At 58.9% G+C, this 19,914-nt stretch carries 24 protein-coding genes and 1 tRNA gene; 8 read left to right on the forward strand and 17 right to left on the reverse strand.

The genetic code is table 11. The features are described from left to right. Positions 1 to 9: 9 nt before the first annotated feature. Genes PSEEN_RS10305 through cysG form a run of 4 tightly spaced genes read left to right on the forward strand, consistent with a single transcriptional unit; the run spans position 10 to position 4,409 of the window. Complete coding sequence (locus tag PSEEN_RS10305; RefSeq protein WP_011533435.1) at positions 10 to 1,335, forward strand: replication-associated recombination protein A; 1,326 nt, start codon at positions 10 to 12, stop codon at positions 1,333 to 1,335. Next, positions 1,332 to 1,706, forward strand: a complete 375-nt coding sequence (gene crcB / locus PSEEN_RS10310; RefSeq protein ID WP_011533436.1) for a fluoride efflux transporter CrcB — start codon at positions 1,332 to 1,334, stop codon at positions 1,704 to 1,706. The genes PSEEN_RS10305 and crcB overlap by 4 nt, the downstream gene beginning before the upstream one ends. Before the next feature lie 30 nt (positions 1,707 to 1,736). Next, positions 1,737 to 3,017, forward strand: a complete 1,281-nt coding sequence (gene serS / locus PSEEN_RS10315) for a serine--tRNA ligase (RefSeq protein WP_011533437.1) — start codon at positions 1,737 to 1,739, stop codon at positions 3,015 to 3,017. Further along, positions 3,018 to 4,409, forward strand: a complete 1,392-nt coding sequence (gene cysG / locus PSEEN_RS10320; protein WP_011533438.1) for a siroheme synthase CysG — start codon at positions 3,018 to 3,020, stop codon at positions 4,407 to 4,409. Positions 4,410 to 4,514: 105 nt separating this feature from the next. Here the strand turns inward: cysG and PSEEN_RS10325 are convergent, their stop codons facing one another. From PSEEN_RS10325 to PSEEN_RS10360, 8 genes are all read right to left on the reverse strand, one after another. Beyond that, positions 4,515 to 5,474, reverse strand: coding sequence for a glutathione S-transferase family protein (locus PSEEN_RS10325; protein ID WP_011533439.1), 960 nt, complete (start codon positions 5,472 to 5,474; stop codon positions 4,515 to 4,517). A 96-nt stretch (positions 5,475 to 5,570) separates the two neighbouring features. After that, positions 5,571 to 6,554 carry a glycosyl transferase family protein gene (locus PSEEN_RS10330; RefSeq protein WP_373694309.1) on the reverse strand — a complete coding sequence of 328 codons (984 nt, stop codon included), beginning with the start codon at positions 6,552 to 6,554 and terminating at the stop codon, positions 5,571 to 5,573. A gap of 14 nt (positions 6,555 to 6,568) precedes the next feature. Further along, entirely contained in the window at positions 6,569 to 6,904 is a 336-nt protein-coding gene (locus tag PSEEN_RS10335; protein WP_011533441.1) for a TusE/DsrC/DsvC family sulfur relay protein, read from the reverse strand. Then, complete coding sequence (tusB, locus tag PSEEN_RS10340) at positions 6,901 to 7,197, reverse strand: sulfurtransferase complex subunit TusB (RefSeq protein ID WP_011533442.1); 297 nt, start codon at positions 7,195 to 7,197, stop codon at positions 6,901 to 6,903. The genes PSEEN_RS10335 and tusB overlap by 4 nt, the downstream gene beginning before the upstream one ends. After that, positions 7,197 to 7,556: a sulfurtransferase complex subunit TusC gene (gene tusC / locus PSEEN_RS10345; RefSeq protein ID WP_044487975.1), complete on the reverse strand. Its 360-nt coding sequence runs from the start codon at positions 7,554 to 7,556 to the stop codon at positions 7,197 to 7,199. The genes tusB and tusC overlap by 1 nt, the downstream gene beginning before the upstream one ends. Position 7,557: 1 nt before the next feature. Continuing rightward, positions 7,558 to 7,950, reverse strand: coding sequence for a sulfurtransferase complex subunit TusD (tusD, locus tag PSEEN_RS10350; protein WP_011533444.1), 393 nt, complete (start codon positions 7,948 to 7,950; stop codon positions 7,558 to 7,560). An 87-nt stretch (positions 7,951 to 8,037) separates the two neighbouring features. Further along, positions 8,038 to 9,417, reverse strand: a complete 1,380-nt coding sequence (locus PSEEN_RS10355) for a nucleobase:cation symporter-2 family protein (RefSeq protein ID WP_011533445.1) — start codon at positions 9,415 to 9,417, stop codon at positions 8,038 to 8,040. 208 nt (positions 9,418 to 9,625) lie between these two features. Then, the gene (locus tag PSEEN_RS10360; protein ID WP_011533446.1) at positions 9,626 to 10,297 is read right to left on the reverse strand and encodes a Bax inhibitor-1/YccA family protein; all 672 of its coding nucleotides are present in this window, start codon (positions 10,295 to 10,297) and stop codon (positions 9,626 to 9,628) included. A gap of 148 nt (positions 10,298 to 10,445) precedes the next feature. Here PSEEN_RS10360 and PSEEN_RS10365 point away from each other — a divergent pair. Further along, positions 10,446 to 10,533: transfer RNA gene (locus PSEEN_RS10365), tRNA-Ser, on the forward strand. Positions 10,534 to 10,654: 121 nt separating this feature from the next. Here the strand turns inward: PSEEN_RS10365 and PSEEN_RS10370 are convergent. The 4 genes from PSEEN_RS10370 to PSEEN_RS26915 form a co-directional block, all read right to left on the reverse strand. Next, positions 10,655 to 11,704: a tyrosine-type recombinase/integrase gene (locus PSEEN_RS10370; protein WP_011533447.1), complete on the reverse strand. Its 1,050-nt coding sequence runs from the start codon at positions 11,702 to 11,704 to the stop codon at positions 10,655 to 10,657. Between the two features lies 1 nt (position 11,705). Further along, the gene (locus PSEEN_RS10375) at positions 11,706 to 11,951 is read right to left on the reverse strand and encodes a DUF4224 domain-containing protein (RefSeq protein WP_011533448.1); all 246 of its coding nucleotides are present in this window, start codon (positions 11,949 to 11,951) and stop codon (positions 11,706 to 11,708) included. A 36-nt stretch (positions 11,952 to 11,987) separates the two neighbouring features. Then, positions 11,988 to 12,635: a DUF1281 family ferredoxin-like fold protein gene (locus tag PSEEN_RS10380; protein ID WP_044487978.1), complete on the reverse strand. Its 648-nt coding sequence runs from the start codon at positions 12,633 to 12,635 to the stop codon at positions 11,988 to 11,990. 77 nt (positions 12,636 to 12,712) lie between these two features. Beyond that, on the reverse strand, positions 12,713 to 13,123 hold the full coding sequence (locus PSEEN_RS26915) for a hypothetical protein (protein WP_193383914.1): 411 nt from the start codon (positions 13,121 to 13,123) through the stop codon (positions 12,713 to 12,715). Between the two features lie 424 nt (positions 13,124 to 13,547). On the opposite strand from PSEEN_RS26915, the gene PSEEN_RS10395 reads away from it, so the two are divergent. Next, positions 13,548 to 15,236, forward strand: coding sequence for an ATP-dependent nuclease (locus tag PSEEN_RS10395; RefSeq protein WP_044487979.1), 1,689 nt, complete (start codon positions 13,548 to 13,550; stop codon positions 15,234 to 15,236). A 599-nt stretch (positions 15,237 to 15,835) separates the two neighbouring features. Here the strand turns inward: PSEEN_RS10395 and PSEEN_RS10405 are convergent. Further along, positions 15,836 to 16,183 (reverse strand): hypothetical protein, encoded by a 348-nt coding sequence (locus PSEEN_RS10405; protein WP_011533454.1) that lies wholly within the window; start codon positions 16,181 to 16,183, stop codon positions 15,836 to 15,838. A 392-nt stretch (positions 16,184 to 16,575) separates the two neighbouring features. After that, positions 16,576 to 16,950, reverse strand: a complete 375-nt coding sequence (locus PSEEN_RS10410) for a hypothetical protein (RefSeq protein WP_011533456.1) — start codon at positions 16,948 to 16,950, stop codon at positions 16,576 to 16,578. Positions 16,951 to 17,070: 120 nt separating this feature from the next. On the opposite strand from PSEEN_RS10410, the gene PSEEN_RS10415 reads away from it, so the two are divergent. Then, positions 17,071 to 17,286 carry a hypothetical protein gene (locus PSEEN_RS10415; RefSeq protein WP_011533457.1) on the forward strand — a complete coding sequence of 72 codons (216 nt, stop codon included), beginning with the start codon at positions 17,071 to 17,073 and terminating at the stop codon, positions 17,284 to 17,286. 119 nt (positions 17,287 to 17,405) lie between these two features. On the opposite strand, the gene PSEEN_RS10420 is transcribed toward PSEEN_RS10415, so the two are convergent. Further along, positions 17,406 to 17,672, reverse strand: a complete 267-nt coding sequence (locus PSEEN_RS10420) for a hypothetical protein (protein ID WP_011533458.1) — start codon at positions 17,670 to 17,672, stop codon at positions 17,406 to 17,408. Positions 17,673 to 17,794: 122 nt separating this feature from the next. On the opposite strand from PSEEN_RS10420, the gene PSEEN_RS26075 reads away from it, so the two are divergent. Further along, complete coding sequence (locus tag PSEEN_RS26075; protein ID WP_083789162.1) at positions 17,795 to 18,916, forward strand: GTP pyrophosphokinase; 1,122 nt, start codon at positions 17,795 to 17,797, stop codon at positions 18,914 to 18,916. Here the strand turns inward: PSEEN_RS26075 and PSEEN_RS10430 are convergent. Beyond that, complete coding sequence (locus tag PSEEN_RS10430; protein WP_011533460.1) at positions 18,913 to 19,296, reverse strand: helix-turn-helix domain-containing protein; 384 nt, start codon at positions 19,294 to 19,296, stop codon at positions 18,913 to 18,915. The genes PSEEN_RS26075 and PSEEN_RS10430 overlap by 4 nt on opposite strands. 323 nt (positions 19,297 to 19,619) lie before the next feature. After that, positions 19,620 to 19,841, reverse strand: a complete 222-nt coding sequence (locus PSEEN_RS27280; protein WP_162042917.1) for a phage virion morphogenesis family protein — start codon at positions 19,839 to 19,841, stop codon at positions 19,620 to 19,622. Positions 19,842 to 19,914: the final 73 nt, after the last annotated feature.

Below are 19,914 nucleotides of genomic sequence, written 5' to 3' on the forward strand. Positions count from 1 at the left end.
GAGCCCGCCATGGACCTGTTTCGTAGCGAACCCGTCGCCCAGCCCCTGGCCGCCCGCCTGCGCCCGTCCAACCTGGACGAGTACGTCGGCCAGGAGCACCTGCTGGCACGCGGCAAGCCGCTGCGCGAGGCGCTGGAGCAGGGCGCCCTGCACTCGATGATCTTCTGGGGGCCGCCGGGGGTGGGCAAGACCACCCTCGCGCGGTTGCTGGCGCAGTTCTGCGACGCTCACTTCGAGACGGTCTCGGCGGTACTGGCCGGGGTCAAGGAGATCCGCCAGGCGGTCGAGGTGGCCAAGCAGCAGGCGGGGCAGTATGGCCGTCGCACCATTCTGTTCGTCGACGAAGTTCACCGTTTCAACAAATCGCAACAGGACGCCTTTCTGCCCTACGTGGAGGACGGCACGCTGATCTTCATCGGTGCCACCACCGAGAACCCTTCGTTCGAGCTGAACAACGCCTTGCTCTCGCGGGCGCGGGTATACGTGCTCAAGAGCCTGGACGAAGCCGCGCTGCGCAAGCTGGTCGATCGCGCCCTGAGCGAAGAGCGCGGCCTGGGCAAGCGCAACCTGCGCGTTGGCGACGAAGCGTTCAAGATGCTCATGGCTGCCGCCGATGGCGATGGCCGGCGCATGCTCAACTTCCTCGAGAACGCATCGGACCTGGCCGAAGACGGTGGCGAGATTGGCGTCGAGTTGCTGCAGAGCCTGCTCGGTGACAGCCGCCGCCGCTTCGACAAGGGCGGCGAGGCGTTCTACGACCAGATCTCGGCCTTGCACAAATCCGTGCGTGGCTCCAACCCGGACGGCGCGCTGTACTGGTATGCGCGCATGCTCGACGGTGGCTGCGACCCGCTGTATATCGCCCGCCGCGTGGTGCGCATGGCCAGCGAGGATATCGGCAACGCCGACCCCCGAGCCCTGAGCCTGTGCCTGGCGGCGTGGGACGTGCAGGAGCGCCTGGGTAGCCCCGAGGGTGAACTGGCGGTGGCCCAGGCCATCACCTACCTCGCCTGCGCGCCGAAGAGCAACGCGGTGTACATGGGCTTCAAGGCGGCCATGCGAGAGGCCGCCGAGCATGGTTCGCTGGAGGTGCCGCTGCACCTGCGCAATGCACCCACCAAACTGATGAAGCAGCTCGGCTACGGTGAGGAGTATCGCTACGCCCATGACGAGCCGGACGCCTATGCCGCGGGCGAAGACTATTTCCCCGAGCAGCTCGAGCCACGCCAGTACTATCAGCCCGTGCCACGCGGCCTTGAACTGAAGATCGGCGAAAAGCTGCGTCATCTGGCCGAGCTCGACCGCACCAGCCCCCGCCAGCGGAGAAAGCCGTGATCGCACTTATCGCTGCCGTCAGCGCGGGCGGCATTGCCGGCACGCTGCTGCGCTTCGCCACCGCCAACTGGGTGGCGGCCCACTGGCCACGGCACTTCTATGCCGGTACGCTGGCGGTCAACCTGGTCGGCTGCCTGCTGATCGGCCTGCTTTACGGGCTGTTCCTGCACAAGCCCCTGGCGCCGGTCGAGCTGCGCGCCGGATTGATCGTCGGATTTCTGGGTGGCCTGACCACTTTTTCCTCTTTCTCGCTCGATACCGTGCGCCTGATGGAAAGCGGGCAAGTTCCGCTGGCCATGGGCTATACCATTATCAGCGTGGTGGGCGGCCTGCTCGCGACCTGGGCTGGCCTGTCCCTGACCCGATTCTGAACCAACTTTTACACATAACGAGAGAACGACATGCTCGATTCCAAACAGTTACGCACTGAACTTCAGGTAGTGGCGGACCGCCTGGCCACCCGTGGCTTCAGCCTGGATGTCGCGCGCATCGAATCGCTGGAAGAGCGCCGCAAATCGGTGCAGACCCGCACCGAGCAACTGCAGGCCGAGCGTAACGCCCGTTCCAAATCGATTGGCCAAGCCAAGGCCAAGGGCGAGGATATCGCGCCGCTGATGGCCGACGTCGAGCGCATGGCCAACGAACTGGCCGAAGGCAAGACCGAACTGGACGGCATCCAGGCGGAGCTGGACGCGATCCTGCTGACCATCCCCAACCTGCCGGACGCCAGCGTGCCGGTCGGCGCCAGTGAAGAAGAGAACGTCGAAGTGCGCCGCTGGGGCACCCCGGCCACCTTCGATTTCGAGATCAAGGACCACGTGGCCCTGGGCGAGATCAGCCGTGGCCTGGACTTCGAAGCCGCCGCCAAGCTGTCCGGTGCCCGTTTCGCCGTGCTGCGCGGCCCGATTGCCCGCCTGCATCGCGCCCTGGCCCAGTTCATGATCAACCTGCACACCGGCGAGCATGGCTACGAGGAACACTACACCCCGTACCTGGTGCAGGCCCCGGCCCTGCAGGGTACCGGCCAGTTGCCGAAGTTCGAGGAAGACCTGTTCAAGATCAGCCGCGAAGGCGAGGCCGACTTCTACCTGATCCCGACCGCCGAAGTGTCGCTGACCAACCTGGTGGCCGGTGAGATCATCGACGCCAAGCAACTGCCGATCAAGCTCGTCGCCCACACCCCGTGCTTCCGCAGCGAAGCCGGTGCATCGGGTCGTGACACCCGCGGCATGATCCGCCAGCACCAGTTCGACAAGGTCGAGATGGTGCAGGTCGTCGAGCCGTCGAAGTCGATGGAAGCCCTGGAAGGCCTGACCGCCAACGCCGAGCGCGTGCTGCAGTTGCTGGAGCTGCCGTACCGCGTACTGGCCCTGTGCACCGGCGACATGGGCTTCGGCGCCGTGAAGACCTACGACCTGGAAGTGTGGGTCCCCAGCCAGGACAAATACCGCGAGATCAGCTCCTGCTCCAACTGCGGTGATTTCCAGGCCCGTCGCATGCAGGCCCGCTGGCGCAACCCGGAAACCGGCAAGCCAGAGCTGGTACACACCCTCAACGGCTCGGGCCTGGCCGTCGGTCGTACCTTGGTCGCGGTGTTGGAGAACTACCAGCAGGCCGACGGTTCCATCCGTGTGCCGGAAGTGCTCAAGCCCTACATGGGCGGCGTCGAGGTCATTCGCTGAATGGACTACCTGCCGCTGTTCCACAAGCTGCAGGGTGGCCGCGCGCTAGTCGTCGGCGGTGGCGAGATCGCCCTGCGCAAGGCGCGCCTGCTGGCTGATGCCGGCGCCGCGCTGCGGGTGGTGGCGCCGGAAGTCGACGGCCAGCTCGCCGCGCTGGCCCGCGAGGGCGGTGGCGAAGTCCTGGTGCGCGGCTATCAGTCGTCCGACCTGGACGGCTGTCGCCTGGTGATCGCGGCCACCGATGACCCCGGGCTCAACGCCCAGGTCTCGGCGCACGCGCAGGCGCGCAGCCTGCCGGTCAACGTGGTGGATGCGCCGGCCCTGTGCACGGTGATCTTCCCGGCCATCGTCGACCGTTCACCGCTCGTGGTGGCGGTGTCCAGCGGTGGCGATGCCCCGGTGCTGGCGCGGTTGATCCGCGCCAAGCTGGAAGCCTGGATTCCCTCCGCCTATGGCGAACTGGCCGGGCTGGCCGCGCGCTTCCGAGACAAGGTCAAGGCCTTGTATCCGGACGTCAACCAGCGCCGCGGCTTCTGGGAAAACGTGTTCCAGGGGCCGATCGCCGAACGCCAGCTAGCCGGGCAGGGCGCAGAGGCCGAGCGCCTGTTGCAGGCGATGGTCGATGGCGCGCCGGTGCAGCAGGGGGGCGAGGTGTACTTGGTGGGTGCCGGCCCGGGCGATCCGGACCTGCTGACCTTCCGCGCCCTGCGCCTGATGCAGCAAGCCGACGTGGTGCTCTATGACCGCCTGGTGGCGCCAGCCATCATCGAGATGTGCCGGCGTGACGCCGAGCGCATCTATGTCGGCAAGCGCCGCGCCGACCATGCCGTGCCCCAGGACCAGATCAACCGTCTGCTGGTGGACCTGGCGCGCCAGGGCAAGCGCGTGCTGCGGCTCAAGGGCGGCGATCCGTTCATCTTCGGTCGAGGTGGCGAGGAGATCGAGGAACTGGCCGACGAAGGCATTCCATTCCAGGTGGTGCCGGGGATCACCGCGGCCAGTGGCTGCTCCGCCTATGGCGGCATTCCGCTGACCCACCGTGACTATGCCCAGTCGGTACGTTTCGTCACCGGTCACCTGAAGGACGGTACCAGCAACCTGCCCTGGAACGATCTGGTGGCGCCAGCCCAGACCCTAGTGTTCTACATGGGGTTGGTCGGATTGCCGACCATCTGTGCCGAGCTGATCCGCCATGGCCGCGCGGCCAGCACGCCCGCGGCGCTGGTGCAGCAAGGCACCACGCGTAACCAGCGGGTGTTTACCGGTACCCTGGCAGACCTGCCTGAGCTGGTGGCCCGCCATGAAGTGCATGCGCCGACCCTGGTGATTGTCGGGGAAGTGGTGAAGTTGCGCGACAAGCTGGCGTGGTTCGAAGGGGCACAAAATAGCTGAAGCAACTGGGGCCGCTTTGCGGCCCATCGCCGGCAAGCCGGCTCCTACACCGATCTCGTAGGAGCCGGCTTGCCGGCGATGGGCTGCAACGCAGCCCCAATTGCCTCAGGCCTGCCAGATGCCTTTGCCAGGCAACCGCTGCCGATCATGCGGCAGGTTGAAATCCTGCAGCGGCCCCTTGGGCACGATCCCATTCGGGTTGATGGTCTTGTGGCTCATGTAATAGTGCTTCTGGATATGCTCCATGTTCACCGTCTCGGCCACGCCCGGCCACTGGTACAGCTCGCGCAACCAGTTGGACAGGTTCGGGTAGTCGCTCAGGCGGCGCAGGTTGCACTTGAAGTGACCGTGGTACACCGCGTCGAAACGCACCAGTGTCGTGAACAGGCGAACGTCGGCCTCGGTCAGGTACTCGCCGGCCAGGTAACGCTGACGACCCAGTAACCCCTCCAGGTGATCCAGCTCGTTGAATACGTCGTCGAAGGCCGCCTCGTAGGCGGTTTGCGAAGTGGCGAAGCCTGCGCGGTACACGCCATTGTTGATCGCTGGATAAATACGTTCATTGAGCGCATCGATGCTGGCGCGCAGGGGCTCTGGGTACAGATCCAGCGTGTTGCCGGTGAGTTCGTTGAATGCCGTATTGAAGATGCGAATGATCTCCGCCGACTCGTTGTTGACGATGCGCTTCTCCTGTTTGTCCCACAGCACCGGTACGGTCACACGCCCGGTGTAGTGCGGGTCGTCCTGGGTGTAGCGCTGGTGCAGGTACTGCAGGGCGTCCAGGTGGTCGCCCGTGGAGCCTTCCTGCTGGTCGAAGGTCCAGCCGTGCTCGCCCATCAGCCAGCTGACCACCGAGACATCGATCAGCGGCTCCAGGCCCTTGAGGGCTCGAAAGATCAGGGTGCGGTGGGCCCAGGGGCAGGCCAGCGACACGTACAGGTGGTAGCGGCCGGCCTCTGGAGCAGGCAGCGTATTGCGGCGTTGTGCGTTCTCGCGCTGGAAGGCGCCGTCTTTGCTGCTCTGGTACCACTGGTCATGCCAGTGGCCATCGATCAAAAGGCCCATGCGGGAGCTCCTCGAACAAAGATGTCTGTCGTTGGAGCTCAGTCTAGAGAAAAGCGTTCGAATAAATAGCGCAAAGACTGCACTGTTTTTATCGGGTTATTCGATGCTTTTTCGGTTGGCCCAGTAGGTGCGCGCAGTGCTGAAAGCCTGCTCGCGATTCTGCCCGAGCCCGCGCAGGGCAAGGGCCATGGTGGCGACCACCGCCAGTTCGCCATAGCTGTCATCGGTTTCGCCGCGCCACACTGCCAGCAGGTGCTCAGGTTGCAGGCTGGCGGGTTTGACATGGCGCTGGGCGCTCAGGGCCGGCCATTCCTCGTCCCAGGCCTCGCCACCGGAGGTGCCATACAGATGGCTGATCACGTCTGGATTGATCTCGATTTCGCCACCGTCACCCTTGACGACTACGGCATGATCACCCAGCAGGCGACTGGCTTCGCGGTGAACGGCCTGGTAGCCGGGGTGGAAGATGCTTTGCAGCCCGCAGCGTGCGCCAAGGGGGTTGAGCACGCGGGCCAGTGAGTGGATCGGCGAACGCAGGCCGAGGGTGTTGCGCAGGTCGATCATGCGCTGCAGTTGCGGCGCCCAGTCCAGCAGGGGAGCAAAGGCCAGTCGACGAGCGTCCAGCGCCTGTTCGACCGATGCCCAGTCGCGGCACAGGGAGATGTCCAGCAGCCCCAGCAGTTGCTCGGTGTACAGCCGCCCGGCGGTGTGCGCTCCACCCCCGTGCATCAGGATGCGCAGGCCGTTGCCCGCCAGGCACTTGGCGGCCAGCAGGTACCAGGGCAGATGGCGCTTCTTGCCGGCGTAGCTCGGCCAGTCGAGGTCGACGGCAAGCCGTGGTGCCTGCAAGTGCGCGCGCAGGGCCTCGGTGAAGCCGGCCAACTCCTCGGCGCTTTCCTCCTTGTGCCGCAGCAGCATCAGGAAGGCACCAAGCTGGGTGTCCTCCACCTTGCCCTCGAGCAGCAAGGTCATGGCGGCATGGGCCTCTTCACGGGTCAACCCGCGGGCACCACGTTTGCCTTTGCCGAGGATGCGAACGAACTCGGCGAACGGATGTTCGGCCGGGGTTTCCAGGGTCAGTGCAAGCGGTTCGGTCATATGCAGTTGGTCGGCTTGGGCAGGCCCGCCAGCTTGGCGGCAAGTTTGGCGGGAGTGCCATTGAACAGGCGGTTCAGGTGCGAGCTGTTGCCCTTTTCCACGCCCAGCTTGAGTGCGGTGTATTTGATCAGCGGACGGGTGGCCGGGGACAGTTGGTACTCGTCGTAGAACTGGCGCAGCAGTTCGAGGACCTCCCAATGATCCGTGGTCAAGGCGATGTCTTCGCGGGCGGCGAGGCACTCGGCGACCTCGTGGGACCAGTCCTGCAGGTCGACCAGGAAACCATCCTTGTCCAGGGCGATCGAACGATCGCCGACAGTCAGTGTGCTCATAGCCAGCTGTTGACCTTGTCGTAGTGCAGGGTGAGTTCGACAAATGCGGGGTAGTCCACGGCCTTGGCCAACTGGCTGTCGAGGGCACGGGCCTGCAGGTCCTCGGTAAGCGCATACAGGCGGCCGCCGAGATGAGCGGCTTGCAGGGCTGCGAAGGGCTCGCTGCCGGCCTTGAGCGCGTAGGTGGCGTCACCACACAGCAGCAGTGCGTCTTGCGGGCCCAACAGACGCAGGCAACTTGCCAGGCGCTCGTCACCGAACGGCGAATGGGCGATTACATGCAGGGTTGTCATCAGAGCGTTACCACCTGGTCGAAACGGGCAATCAGCGCAGCCAGCGCGGTGTCGTCAAGCACTTCGACCGGCAGGCCCAGCGTGTCGCTGCCCAACCCGCGACGGGCCAGGCTATGGCCGCAGGCGAACAATTCCTCGACACCGAACATCGGCAGGGCCTGAAGGTTGGCGGCAAGGTTCTTCTGTTGCAGGGCATCGGGTTGCTGGTCGGCAGCGAGCTGGAACACGCCGTCATCGAGGAACAGCATGCCCAAGGGCAGGTCGAAGGCCCCGCCAGCCAGGGCGATGTCGAGCGCTTCGCGCGCGGACGGGCCGTTCCAGGGCGCCTGGCGGCTGATGATCAATAGCGACTTGGCCATCTCAATCCCCTCCGAAGCAGACCAGGCGATCGGCCAGCTGCGCCGCCTCGTGCAGTTGCCCCAGACCTGACAGCTCCCAGGGCATGGGCAGGTTGACGGCCGGACGCTGATAACGGTTGGCCTCCGCGTCGTCCAGTACGCCACGGCGCAGGGCGGCGGCAATACACACCACGGCGTCGAGCCGGTGTTCGCTGATGAAAGCGCGCCATTGAGCCGCCACGTCCACTTCGTCCTGGGGCGCGACGATATTGGCCGAAGCGCTGTGCACGCCATCCTGGTAGAAGAACAACCGGGCAATTTCATGCCCGCCGGCCAGCACCGCCTCGGCGAAGCGCAGGGCGCGGCGTGAGGAGGGCGCATGGGCCGGGGAAAAAACCGCGATGGCGAATTTCATGGAAAGCTCGTGCAAATGAATGCGGCCATGATAAAGCAAAAAGCCCGCGCGGGTGGGCGCGGGCTTTTCGGTTCAACCGGGCACGGCTCAGGCCGCTTCCTTGCTCTCCGGCAGGAACCAGTTGAGCACCAGGGCGCAGATGCCGCCGGTGGCGACACCCGACTCCAGTACATGGCGCAGTGCCGACGGCATGTGCGACAGGAACTCAGGTACCTGCGCCACGCCCAGGCCCAAGGCCAGCGAGACGGCGATGATCAGCAGGGCGCGGCGGTCGAGGCGGGTGCTGGCGAGGATGTTGATGCCCGAGGCGGCCACCGCGCCGAACATCACCATGGCCGCGCCGCCGAGTACGGGCTCCGGCACGGCCTGGATCACACCGGCAACGCTAGGGAACAGCCCCAGCAGGACCAGCATGGCCGCGATCCAAATACCGATATGGCGGCTGGCGATGCCGGTCAGCTGAATCACGCCGTTGTTCTGGGCGAAGATCGAGCTGGGGAAGGTGTTGAACAGGCCGGCCAGCAGCGAGTTGGCACCGTTGACCAGCACGCCGCCCTTGATCCGCTGCATCCACACCGGGCCTTCGACCGGCTGGCGCGAGACCTTGCTGGTGGCCGTCACATCGCCAATGGCTTCCAGCGAGGTGACCAGGTAGATCACCAGCATCGGGATGAACAACGCCCAGGAGAAGCCCAAGCCGAAGTGCAGCGGGGTGGGCACCTGGAACAGTGCGGCCTGGTGCATGCCGGTGAAGTCCAGGCGGCCCAGGTAACCGGCCAGGGCATAGCCCACGGCCAGGGCGATGACGATGGCGCAGCTGCGCATCCACACCACCGGGATACGGTTGAGGATGACGATGATGGCCAGCACCACGCCCGACAACAGCAGGTTCTCGCCGTTGGCGAAGGTGCCATCGGCCATGGCGCCGAAGCCGCCGCCCATGCTGATCAGGCCGACCTTGATCAGGGTCAGGCCGATCATCAGCACGACGATGCCGGTCACCAGCGGGGTGATCAGGCGTTTGACGAAGGGCAGGATGCGCGAGACGCCCATTTCCACGAACGAACCGGCGATGACCACGCCGAAGATCGCCGCCATCACGCTTTCCACCGGCGTCCCTTGCTTGACCATCAACGCGCCACCGGCGATCAGCGGCCCGACGAAGTTGAAGCTGGTGCCCTGGACGATCAGCAGCCCGGCACCGAATGGCCCGAAGCGCTTGCACTGGACAAAGGTGGCGATCCCGGAGATCACCAGGGACATCGACACGATCAGGTTGGTGTCGCGGGCGGATACACCCAACGCCTGGCAGATCAGCAAGCCGGGTGTGACGATCGGCACGATGATCGCCAGCAAGTGCTGCAGTGCGGCCAGCAGGCCGATCATCAGGCGTGGCTTGTCTTCGAGGCCTAGAACCAGTTCATTGGCAGGCGCCGTGGCGCCCGGGCCCTGTTCGAGTGAACTCATGGAAATTGCTGCCCCGGATGAAAAAAGGAGCGCATTCTACGGGGTGAAATCGCAGAGGGGTAGTGGCAAGCATGATGGCAGCATAATCGCTGAGGAATCAGCGAATAAGCTGACTTTTAGGTCAATTGTTTTGTTGGTGATTTTCGGTTTCGTACAGGCATGAAAAAGCCCGCCGAGGCGGGCTTTTCGAGGAGCGGCGGAAATTGGATCAGTCGTCGCGCCCCATGATGCCGAACAGCTGCAGCAGGCTGACGAACAGGTTGTAGATCGATACATACAGGCTGATGGTCGCCATGATGTAGTTGCGCTCGCCGCCGTGGATGATGGCGCTGGTCTGGAACAGGATGCAGACCGACGAGAACAGCACGAAGCCAGCGCTGATCGCCAGTTGCAGGCCGCTGATCTGGAAGAAGAAGCTGGCCACCACGGCGCCCAGCAGGACGAAGAAGCCGGCGGTGATGAAGCCGCTGAGGAAGCTCATGTCCTTGCGGGTGATCAGCACGTAAGCGGACAGACCGCCGAACACCAGGGCAGTCATGGCGAACGCCGAGCTGACGATTTCGGCGCCGCCGGCCATGCCCAGGTAGCGGTTGAGGATTGGGCCGAGGATGAAGCCCATGAAACCGGTGAGGGCGAAGGTGGACACCAGGCCCCAGGCCGAATCACGCAGCTTGTTGGTGAGGAAGAACAGGCCGTAGAAGCCGATCAGCACCACGAAGATGTTCGGGTAGCCGACACGCATCTGCTGGGCGACGAAGGCCATGATGCCGCTGAAGGCGAGGGTGAGCGCCAGCAGGCTGTAGGTGTTGCGCAGGACCTTGCTGACCTCCTGCTGATCGGCCTGCAGGCCGTGTTGGATGGCGTAATCCTGTTCGCGCATGGCGCACTCCTTTGGTGGGAAACCGGTGGGTCGGGACCCGTGGTATTGGAACGTATGGGCTGAAGCATACCAGAGCTGCCACAACCCGCGACACAGAGAGTTTGACAGCGTGTTTCATTAAGGTATTATTGCCGCCGCAAAACCAGCTGGAAGCGTGGCCGAGTGGTTTAAGGCAACGGTCTTGAAAACCGTCGATGGGCAACTATCCTAGAGTTCGAATCTCTACGCTTCCGCCACATTCAAAGCCCTGATTATTCAGGGCTTTTTGCGTTTTTGGGGCATAGAAAAACCACCTGTGGGAACACCCTTGGGAATGGCGCCAGATACTTTGAATTAGGACGCGTCCTAATACTTTGCTCATTTGGTCGGCTTGGCGAGCGCCCCGACGCGTCGATAAACCCTCTCGGTTATGTCTCCCTTCGTGTGGCCAAGCAGCAGGCTGGCATGGTCGACATCGGCGATTTCCGAGGCCGCCTTCGGGCGAATGTCGCGGAATTGAAACTGACTGATTCGGCTGGCCAGCACCTGGTCCCCTGCGGCGGTCGCTTCCTTCACAGCCTCCTCCCGAGCATCATCCCAACGGTGCCGTAGCATCGCCGCAGTAACTCGTTTCCCCGCATCGGTAAGTATCAAGTAAGGTGATCCGTGCGCCGCGTTGCGTTTCAAGACCTCTTCGATGAGGACGCCCAGGCCGCTGGCCAATCCGTCCACCTCCAGCAGGATCCGCAGTTTCTTGTGGGTCTTCTTTTGCTTCACGCCGAGGGCCTTGTCCTCGATGTCGTCCTTCCTCATCACCAGCACGTCCGCAGGACGCTGGCCCGTCAAGTACGCCAAATCCATGGCGACCTTCAGCTCTTCAACCGCTTTCCCGTACACCGCCCGCCAGACCGCGTCATTGGCGTAGAAGTCGCGGGGCGTCTCCTTGTTTTTACGCACGCCCTGGCAAGGGTTCTCCTTCGTGGTGAAACCCCACTCGCGGGCCAGGTTGTACACGTGGGACAAAAGAGCGATTTCCCGGTTTGCCCTCACAGGCGCTGACCTGGCATCCCGGTACTGTGCGACCAGCGCCGGCGTTATTGCGTCAATTGGCGCCTCGTCGAAGAAGGGGCGAAGCTGACGGAGTTCCGCTAGGTTGTCTTTCTGTGTCCGTTCAGCCTTCTTGGGGATTACGTCGCGTTGGTACCTATCGAAGATCGCTTTCATCAGCAGCAGATCACGCGGCTTGTCTTTCGCTTCCAGCTCAGCCCACTTTAATCGTGCGATGTTCAGGTCGGCGCCTAGGGTAATCTCCTTTCCCGACCTATCTAGGCAGTAGTAGCTGACCCAAACCTTGCCGCTTTTGCGCTTGCGCTTTCGTTCGTACAGTCGGGGTGGGAGGTGGCGGTTCTCAGTCTTGCGCGGGCGCATGTCATCTCACTTTCGAAAAGTCTGGTGTCCAAGCGGCGGCCGCTGTTGGGGGGAGGGGAGCTAGGGGCACTACCTCAAGGGTTACGCCCAACTTCATGCGGGCATACTGGCGAGCCACCAGAGTGCGGCCGCCGCGGCTCTCGACGAAGTGCCAGCAGCGATCATTGAGCCAGCGGCGCTGCCAACCTCTGGCCTTGTAGCCGGTCAGGTCGGCCAGCTCTTCGTCCGAAAGGATCTCGGTTTCCATGGGATGGTCTCCACGCCGCCGGTGGCGGCAGGTTTGTTATTCGTCTTCGTCTTCGTCGGTTCGACCTGTCACTTCCATAGCGAAAGCCCGCCACTTCGCCTGCTCGGCCTCGCTCATTCCGTTCCATGACCCCGCGCAGTCCTGCTCTACCAGTTCGCCTGCCTTGAGTTTCAGGGTTCCGCAGTTGCTGCCGATGTCCTCGTCAGCGAACACGACTGTGATTTCTTCCGTTGGATGCGGGGCGGAGAGTGCTTTGAAAATAGGGATGGGCGCGTTCCAGGCTGTATCGAACGACAGGTAGAGGTCTTCAAGGTCGACTTTCTGGACGTATGCATTCCACTTGGTACCCCAGGCTTGGCGACCGAAGTTCATGTCATGCAGGTGGCCGCATTTCCGGTGGTTGCGCAGCATCTGCATGAACTGCTCGAAGCTTTCATCGCTGAGCTTCGTCACAGACGAAGTCTCGCGATTGTGCCGCTGTATGCTGGCAAGCATTGGGTTGCTGCTCAGCGGGAGATTGATTGCTGCCTCCGCAGCGGTCTCCGCGGCACCGCAAATCATGTCCCAAGAGAAATCGCCCTCAAATTTGATGAGCACTCTGAAGTCGATGTGGCCTTCTTCGTTGATCATCGAGGCGAGCACGTGAGCTGGCGCGCTCAATTTGTTAGTGATGTGGCTTGGCATGACGATTCCTTGGCCGCTCACTCGCGGCAGTGAATAGAGGGGTTACAGCTGGATGGAGTGCAAATGTGCTCTTTCGGTCAGGACTGCTTGCCTCGCGCTCTGCTGGCGCACCCGAAGCACTTGCCGCAATTGATGCCAGGCCTGCACACAACAGCCGGCACGGGAGGTGACTTGATCGCTTCACGCTTCCATACCGGCCAGGTCGACACTATCTCGGCACAGCGGTCGCAGTAGTCGCGGAAGGCCTGCTTTGCATTTTGCTCTGCGCTGTCGGCTCGCATGCACTCCGCCATCTCGCCCATCTGCTCGATGATGGCGTGCTCTTCGGCTTGTGCGGATCTGGTGATATTTTCCTTGCGCTTCTGGCAAAGCAAGCAATCGACTCTCGCCCAGTTGCCTGACAGCTGGGAGTGCTCCCCAAGCCAAGTTCCGCAAGGTGCCTGCTCGATGTCATCCAGGTCGGCGGATGTTGCGAAATGCGTCCTCACGATCTCACCTCCGGCTCCGCTCTGGCGTGCTTCGTTTCGGTTAGCCAAGTTGCTATTTGGTCAGCGCTCACAACGGCAAGGGTCTCGGAGCACTCATCGCAGCCCAGCACCAGCAGGCACTGAATATCTTGGGTGGTCAGCCGGCCATGTTGAGCGTGACCTACGTTCTTGTTGTGGGTCTGCCAAGTCAGGGCGTCGCTACCGCACTCGCAACACTCACGGATGCTGAGCTTCTTCTCGGTGGTGGATCGGTTTTCTGTGGGCATGGAGATGCCTCGGGAGGTTTCAATGGTCTCAATTCGATTCAGAAAAAGCTTAAGGCACTAAAAATCGTGATCTTTACGGTGGTGAGGGTGGGTGTCAAAGGCGCTGATCTCTAGTAGCATCAACGCATTTCGATGTCGTTTTGGTGCAAGGAAGAACTATGAAAGTAACTAGTGTAAGAATAAAAAACTTCAGGACAATTACGGCTGAGCAGGTAATTAATATTCGAGACGGGTGTACGCTTATTGGTCCGAATAATTCCGGCAAGACCAATGCGATGCTTGGGGTTTACTATTTTTTTACGGGTTATGATAATAAATACGGGTATGATGATGAAAGAGATATTCCCTTCTCTCATGAAAGCGTAAAGACAAGTATTACTTTGGTTTTTGAAGCTGACCCTAAAAAGGATAAGGATGTTCTTGATAAGATTGGCAAGCTAAAGCAAATGTTGAAGTCGCCGCGAACGGAGGTTTCGGGTAACTCGTTCTCTATTAATGTTTATTTTAATGGTCAGTTGCCGGTATATCAAATATATCCCGGTGCAAAAAAAGCGGATGGAAAATCTGCTCAGTATTCCACGCTTCAAAAATCCATTGTGACAATGGTGCTTGATGCATTTCAGTGTTACTATATCCCTTCCAATAAATCTATTGCTCAGTTGTACGACGAGTTCGTTTCTCCGTTTGTTAAGAAAAAAGTGGCGGAAGCTCTCGAACCCTACGATGAAGAGATTCGAAAAAGTATTCAGTCGCTAACAGATTGTATGAACTCTGCCCTGGCATCTTCGGGGTTGGAAGGAGTTAAGACTGCCCTGGAATATCCAAGAAACGCGCTTGAACATCTTATCTCCGGTTTCGAACTTATGGTTCAGGATAATAGCCGCAGCTCAATTTTCACTAAAGGGATGGGGATTCAGTCCGCTGTACTGCTATCTTCTTTTAAATGGATCACCCAACAAAAGCCTGAAAAGCGTGTACTTTGGCTTATTGAAGAGCCTGAGACTTATATGCACCCTTCATTGGCTTATCAAAGCTCTAAAATTTTGGAAGACCTGGCTAGTATCTCCACGGTTATCAAAACCACACATTCTTTGAGCTTTATGCCCCAGTCCGTAGATAGTGTGCAGGGGGTTGCTACATCATCTACTGCAGGAACCCGATTGCAATCATATACTACGATGAGAGATGCTACGGAAGATATTCGATCGTCGCTAGGTGTCAAGTTCTCGGATTACTTTGGTCTTACAGATCTAAATATTTTTGTGGAGGGGGAAACGGATATAGATTATCTGTCGCAAATGGCTTTTTATTATCAGGAGGCGTATGGCGACACTATGATAATCGCTTCTTTAGATGTTCAGTTTCGAGACTTTGGTGGTGTAAAAGAACTTGAGGGTTTTATACGCGCCAATTATATGCATGTGAGGAAGGAGGTGGTGGTAATAAGCGTGTTTGATGGTGATGAGGCGGGTCGGAAAAGCATAAAAGATCTACACGGATTTTACGGAAATAAAGGTGGATTCAATGGGAACTTTGATTATGTCGTTATTCCGGGAAAAACAGCAATCGAAGCCTTGTTTCCAGATGAGTGGATTTTGTCGGCATACGAACTGCATCCCTCTTGGTTTGTATATCTAATCCCTGACGCTGCTGGTGGTGTAACTGATTTCAAGTTGTCAGGCACCTCAAAGAAAGCATTTAAAACCTTCGTCCTTGAACTTTGCGATCAGGCCGTTGATTACAAGTTTTTAGAGAGGTTCGAACCGCTTATAGTAACTCTTGAGGCTTGTATAAAATCTCGTATAGGGAAACTTTGGCCGCATAGTTCCTACTTGGAAAGGGCGTAGCTCATCAAGTAAATGGTATTCAGATTCGCCGTAGTCCATGACCATTGCCGATACGTCCCAAGCTGCTGGGCGGCAGATTGATGTGTTGCTGGCGCCGGGCGTGTCGGGCGCGTGCGGTGATGCGTTTTATGCTGCTTTCTGCTGATTCCAGGCGCCCACTGCGGCAAAGATCTTGGCGGCCTCTGCTTTGTCGAGCGTTGTGTCGGTAGGGATGGCGATCCAGCCGGCCGCCACCAGGTGATTGGGGTTGGCCGTGCTCCAGCCTCAGTCTGGTCTTTCTCCCCGTCTGCACCGGTCACCCTGGCGGCGGAGTTGTGGCAATTTGGGGTTGGATGGGGTAATACAGATGGTCGGCAATCGAGCCGTCTGCAAGGAGCGGTGGAAATGGGGCACGCTACTGAATCATTGGTGCGAGTCGCGATGGCTGGCGGAAGCCTTGTCGTGAGCGGCAATCATGCAGTAGATGGATTGGTTAAAGTTGCCATGGCGCTCAAGACAAGTGGGCAGGGCACGCTCACAATCAAAACTTCAAATGCGGCAGTAGACAGTTTGGTGCGGATAGCGATGGCAGCGCCTGGACAGGTCGTTTTCGACTTTACCTAGGGCCTGACAATCTCATCGCCAGGGTTTCGCCTCAGCTCAGCCGTACTAGTCTCTTCGAACTGACGCGCTAGTTTCGGCGAGATGTAAAAGGCTGGCGCGTTAGGTCGTTCAAGTCGACGCACCCGCTCTTCAGGATCTTGTGCAATCCACGACAAGGCCAGGTCCTGCCAGAGCTCCCGCACCTGGTCGTAGCCGTGTCGCTCGATCTCGGCAGCCAATGCAGCCTTGATCCCTGCGGGCATGTTGAAGAACACCTTCTCGATGCCCAGCTTCTCGGCCTTCTTCTTCTCGCGATCGCGGTAGTCCGCAGAGTGCTTGGCGGCCCCCGTCTTCTGCTCGGCCATGGCCGATACCTCTTGATTTGTATGCGCCGCCCTCCGTGCTGGTGGCGGCATGGTGGCAATTTGGTTTTGAATGTTGTTTGATGATCGGCCCGAATTCCGCATGGATCGCCAATCGTGAAAATTAAGATTCTCTTTGCTGCTGTCTTGGCAGCTGTGTCACTCGAGGTGGCTGCCGAGGCCATATACGAGAAGTACCCAGGCCCCTGGGTTACAACTGCTAATGCGCAGATCGAGTCAGCTCTTGAGAGGCTTGGTGCAGATGGGTGCTACAAGTACAAGTATCGAGCGAGCCGAGACAGCGAGAGCGAGTTCGTTGTGTATTGCGCATCGCGAGGCTCAGGTTGGAATTCAGCCTACCTGCTATGGCCGAACATTGACCGGATAATGGGGCCTTACCCCACAGACCCAAGCATGCCTTGATCTGGTGGAACGACTTCATCTCCCGGGTTGCGCTTAAGCTCCGCTGCGCTGGTTTCATTGAGCTTACGCGCTAGTTTTGGCGAGATGAAAAAAGCTGGCGCGCCAGGTCGTTCAAGCCGGCGTGCCCGCTCTTCATGGTCCTGCGCGATCCACGACAGGGCCAAGTGCTGCCAGAGCTCCTGCACCTGGTCGTAGCCATGGCGCTCGATCTCGGCGGCCATGGCGGCCTTGATCCCGGCAGGCATGTTGAAGATCACCTTCTCGATTCCCAGCTTCTCGGCTTTCTTCTTCACGCGATCGCGGTAGTCCGCAGAGTGCTTGGCGGCTCCCGTCTTCTGCTCGGCCATGGCCCGATACCTCTTGATTTGTATGTGCCGCCCTCCGTGCAGGTGGCGGTATGGTGGCAATTTTGGGGGGAATGGGTTATTACGGGGAGCCGGCATGGAGCCGGGAACAAGGAGCCACAGATGACTGAAGTAACGCTGGATATGCGCCAACAGGCGTTAGTTGCGCTTATAGCTGCCGCTCAAGAGCAAGGTCTTCACAGTAAAAATTTGGTAGACCGCGCAAGTGAATTGCTCAACTCACCCGAGGGGAAGGTCCGCTTTATCCCTGAGCGAGATGTGGGGGATGTTGAACTGGAGCTGAGCTTGGCTTACGCGAGGTTCATGACGATATTGTAGAGAGTTACCGTTAGACTTTTGGTCGGCTGGTCTGGCGCGTGCTGGGCCCGCTTAGATACCGGTTGAGAACCGCTCAGCACCTGCGCTGTGCTTCTAAACAGCCGATATCGGTATTACTTTCATCGACCGCCCTGCTGAGTTGCTGCGCCTGCCTCCATTGCATCCACGAAATGCATAGCCGCTCGGTGAGTGAAACAGAATCCCTTGGTCTTGCCCGTAGCGATCTCGATGATGTGCCAGGCATTGCCCTTGGTGACGGCCTTGTACAACGGGCCAGGCGCAGGAGCAGGGCGTCCAATTAGCTCGTAGAACTCAGCAATTGCCATGAGTGAGCGTGCACGCAGGGCGGCCAGGCCGTCCACGCGCTGTTGCATGGAGTCGTGCATGTGATGATCCTCTGTTGGGATTCGGGGGGGGCTCGTCCTTATGAACGACCGGAGATTTGGAGGTGTGCTTTCAGATCTGAGGCAGTATGATGGCATTCTGATATAGAAAATCGAGAGATGACATGGATAATTCGAAGGCAAATGCTATTACTCAGGAACTCATGAGGAGTTACGATGAACAGCACGATCTGTACTCAGCTTTCTGTGTTACTTCGGCAGATTTAATACGGCGTCTTCTCGAGGCTCAAGGAGTAGCAGTTCATTCAATCTCGTTTCGTTGTAAGGATCGTAAAAGTTTAGAGAGAAAAATAAACAAGAAGAATAAGTATAAGTGTATATCGGATATTACCGATCTGGTTGGTGTTAGGGTGATAACGCACTATTCTGATGATGTGGATGTTGTTGCGAAAATAATAGAAAAAGAATTTACGATAGATTCGGTAAATAGTATAGATAAGCGAGCATCTTTAGATCCTGATCGATTCGGATATCTTTCTCTTCATTATGTCGCGTCATTCGTAAATCAAAGGTCAAAGTTGCAAGAATATGCTGCATATAAAGGATTAAAGCTGGAGATTCAAATTAGGTCTATCCTGCAGCATACGTGGGCTGAAATTGAACATGATATTGGATATAAGAGTAAGTATGATATCCCTGATCCGGTAAAGAGAAAGTTTTCTAGGCTTGCAGGTCTGTTGGAATTGGCGGATCAAGAATTCATATCTATACGGACCGAAAATCATTCATATGCTCAGGGTCTAGATGAGGCTTTGAAGAGTGGCTATGCCGGCATTGGTTTGGACGTGGTTTCTTTCGAGAAGTTTTTGCAGGCAGATAATGATTGTCGGCGTATTATGGACAAGTTTAAGGAGATCGCTACTGTTCACGAAATTCCTTATACTAAGGATAGTGTGCTAATTCAGCGTTTGGGGTCATTTGGTATTGAAGGCATTGAGCGCCTGCATGAGTTGCTGTGTGAAAATGAATCTGAAATACTCAGGCTCTTTGAAGAGATGCAAAAGCTCCCTAATGACGATGGCGAGCATGATGAATTTCTAACTTTTTCGATAAGTGCCCCGGTCTTTTATCTTTGCCATATACTAGCTTCTAAAATGAGCGAGCATGAAATCTTGAAGTACATACAGGTGAATGGTTGGTTTACTGAGGCGTCGGGAGAAGAGTTCTTGGATGTCCTGGTAAATTTCAATGGGGTGAGGCAGGTCGATACAACACTTGATTTCTAAATGCGATACTCAAATCCCTCGGCTTTTCGCACCAGTCTAACTTGAGCTGCACTTCGTTCGGGTGCCCGACGATCACGACGTAACGGGTCGCTATCATCGTTGATGGCATGTAGTGCGATAAGGCCGGCGAGGGCGATACACACCGGACTGATGATCTGTCGGCGCATTGCTTCGGCCACCGCAGCGGCACGACGTGCCACGCCGAGCTTGAACATGGCGTTCTCGATGCGGTTGGCCACTGTGCCTGGTGTGATTTGCATCTGCTGAGCAATCTGTTTGGCGGTCATGCCCTGAGCGACGCCGAGCAGTGCTTCCAGTTCGCGGGGAGCCAGCCCTTTGCCAAGGCGGCCTGTCCATGTGCCGCAGGTAATCGTTTCCATGAGTGGTCCTTGGTGGGCTGCATCGGTCGTGATGGATTGCTCTAGTGGCGATACAACTTGGGATGGCGCTAGGCCATTGGCATGGCGTTTCGCTACTGATAGCCTCAGAGCTATGAGTTCATCGTTAAAGATATGGAGTACAAGGACGTGACGATTAAAAAGACGATGCGCAAATGCTTGGTAGCTGTCTCGTTATTGGGAATCTACTCGGCATCTGTCAGTGCTGCGGATGAGCCAAAGCAATCAGTACCCCTAGATTAGCAGCTTGGTATCAAAGCTCTGCTAAGCCGGGCGCGGAGACTAGCATACCGCAAGGTCCACACCTAAAGAGACAGATGGCTGGCCAGGATGTTTCGGATAGTTTCGAGGCCTGCCTCTGCGAAACCCGGCAGTTGTCGGCGTTCATACCGCACGGCAAGTGCACCAAGCGCCGGGCGGTCCCTCAAGCCTTTCTGATGGGCATTGGCGATCCTGGCGATCCTGCCGGTGAAGCCAACCGTTACGCCCGTAGCTTCACTCCGCGCCTGAGGTGGGTTGCCGTGCACTGCTTCTGGAACATCTTCACCGTGCGGCCCACACGACCTTTCCTGCCCCGCAATTGGCGGGCTTGACTGAGCG

This window comes from Pseudomonas entomophila L48 (genome assembly GCF_000026105.1).
Taxonomy (GTDB): Bacteria; Pseudomonadota; Gammaproteobacteria; order Pseudomonadales; family Pseudomonadaceae; genus Aquipseudomonas; species Aquipseudomonas entomophila.